The organism is Terrisporobacter muris (genome assembly GCF_024621905.1).
GTDB lineage: Bacteria > Bacillota > Clostridia > Peptostreptococcales > Peptostreptococcaceae > Terrisporobacter > Terrisporobacter muris.
The window spans coordinates 1-2,347 of sequence record NZ_JANKBY010000447.1; the positions used below are offsets into that span (position 1 = coordinate 1).

Below are 2,347 nucleotides of genomic sequence, written 5' to 3' on the forward strand. Positions count from 1 at the left end.
AAATGTTTATTTATGTGTGTATGTAAACGGAAAAAAGGGTTATCTCAAGATGATTTTTAAATCATTAAAGAGATAGCTTTTTTTACATTTTTTCACAGTAAATCGTACACAGATTTTGATCTTAAAGCACATGTCTTATAATTACCTCAATATAAAGATCATTATATATTTTCCTAAATATTCATTAATTAAAATAAAAAGAAACCCAAGTATAATTCTTGGGTCTCTATATATAAAGTTAACTAATAACTCATTATATTTGTCTTGCCACATCTACTGCCTCTTTGATACAATTCAATGCTCTTCTAGCTTTAATTGCGTCTCCTATTATATGATAAGGTATATTATTTTCATCACAATATTGTGCTATTTCCTTATAATCGCGGGATCTTGAACCTATTGATACAACGATATAATCACAAGGTATTTCTTCTAAAACTCCTTGTTTATCAATAATAACTGAATTTTCTTTTATCTCTACACATTTAGCATTAGTTATAGTTGTTATTCCTTCTTTATATAAATTCTCCATTACACAAATTTTACGAAGTTGCCCCAAATCTTTTGCTACTTCATTTAACATTTCAACAACAGTAATCTTTCCAACTTTATCTGAAAGATACTCAGCAACTTCAAGCCCTACTAGTCCACCACCTACTACTACTATATTTCCTTCTAATTTAACTTTACCAGCTAATACATCATGAGAATTCGTAACATTAGCTAAATCAGAACCAGGTATATTAAGTTTTATTGGAGAAGAGCCTACTGCTACTATAATTTCATCGGGGTTTATACTTTTAATCACCTCAGATGTTACATTTGTAGAAAGCCTAATTTCAATACCTGCTTTCTCACATTCTTCTCCCATATGAATAGCTGCCAATTTCATTTCTTCCTTTCTTGGCGCTGCTCCAGCTAATACAAATTGCCCTCCTAATGAGTCACTAGCTTCACATATTACTGGAATATGTCCTCTATCTTTTAAAGTAGTTGCTGCTTGCAATCCTGCAACTCCTCCACCAATAATTAGCACCTTTTTAGGTTTTTCAGTTTTTCTTAACTCATATTCCTTCTCTCTTCCTAAGGCTGGGTTTCTTAAGCAAGTTATAAAAGGAACATCCTCAGAAACATATCCATCATAGCATCCTTGGTTACACCCTACACAACGTATAATGCTATCAGTTTCTCCCCTCATTGCTTTATTACAAAACTCTGGATCTGCAAGTTGACCTCTTCCTATTACAACCATGTCTGCTTTACCACTTTCAATAATTTCATCCGCTTGCTTAGGATCATTTATTCTTCCTACAGCAACTGTAACTAAGCCAGTCTCATTCTTTATTCTTGTTGCATTATCAACATTAAATCCTCTTGGTAAATCTACTGGTGGTACTTCATATTTAATAGCTGCACTTGAAAAGTTTCCTCTTGAAACATCAACTACATCTACACCTGCATTCTTAGCTAATTTGCAAAACTCAATTACCTCTTCAATAGTTAAACCATCTTCAAGATAATCATCAAAAGCATCTATTCTCATAAATAGTGGCATATCTTCTGGGATATTATTACGTATAGATTCTATACATTCTATTAAAAATCTTGAGCGATTTTCAAGAGATCCGCCGTACTCATCTGTTCTCTTATTAAAGGCTTTACTTAAGAAAGAGTGTGGCGTATAGTTATGTCCTGCATGGAATTCAACAGTATCAAACCCTGCTTCTACTGCGCGTTTTGCCGCTGTTCCAAAAGCCTCCACTGCTTCTTTAATTACTTCTTTGCTAGCTCCAGGTATTACATTATTAGGAGCCGCTTGAAAATCACTAGGTAATACAGCAGTTGCCGTTGAATCTCCGAAAAATAATACCGCTGATCCGCCTAGCCATAATTGAGCACCAGCTAGACCTCCGGCTTCATGAATTGCATCAGTTAACTTTTTCATTCCTGGAATATATTTATCATCAGATATTGCTAAAAAATTTTTGGGTGATGATTTACTATATACAGAGCATACTTCTGTAAAGTTTAAACCATTTCCACCTTTTGCCCTAGCTACATGGTAATCAATCAGCTGATCTGTTACATATCTATCTCCATTAAGCATTTTTGTCCCCATAGCAGGAAAAACAACTCTATTTTTAATTTCTAATCCCCTTATCTTTATAGAACTAAACAAATTATTATAGTACATAATATCCCCTCCGAAATTTATATTTTCTAAAATTAATATTCTTGTCTTTATATTATTGTATGCTCTTTCTGTAATTAAATCAATATGTTTTAAACAAATTGTTTTAATTACACAAAAAAATATATCTACTCTTTTGTAAATATATTCTCTACT

Annotated in this window: 1 protein-coding gene; it reads right to left on the minus strand. The window is 32.6% G+C overall.

Features of this window, described 5'->3' with window-relative positions; translation table 11 throughout:
• Window positions 1–253 precede the first annotated feature (253 nt).
• A partial coding sequence (gene baiCD / locus NSA58_RS19025; protein WP_330652611.1) for a bile acid Fe-S flavoenzyme BaiCD occupies window positions 254–2,347 on the minus strand: 2,094 nt, incomplete at its 5' end.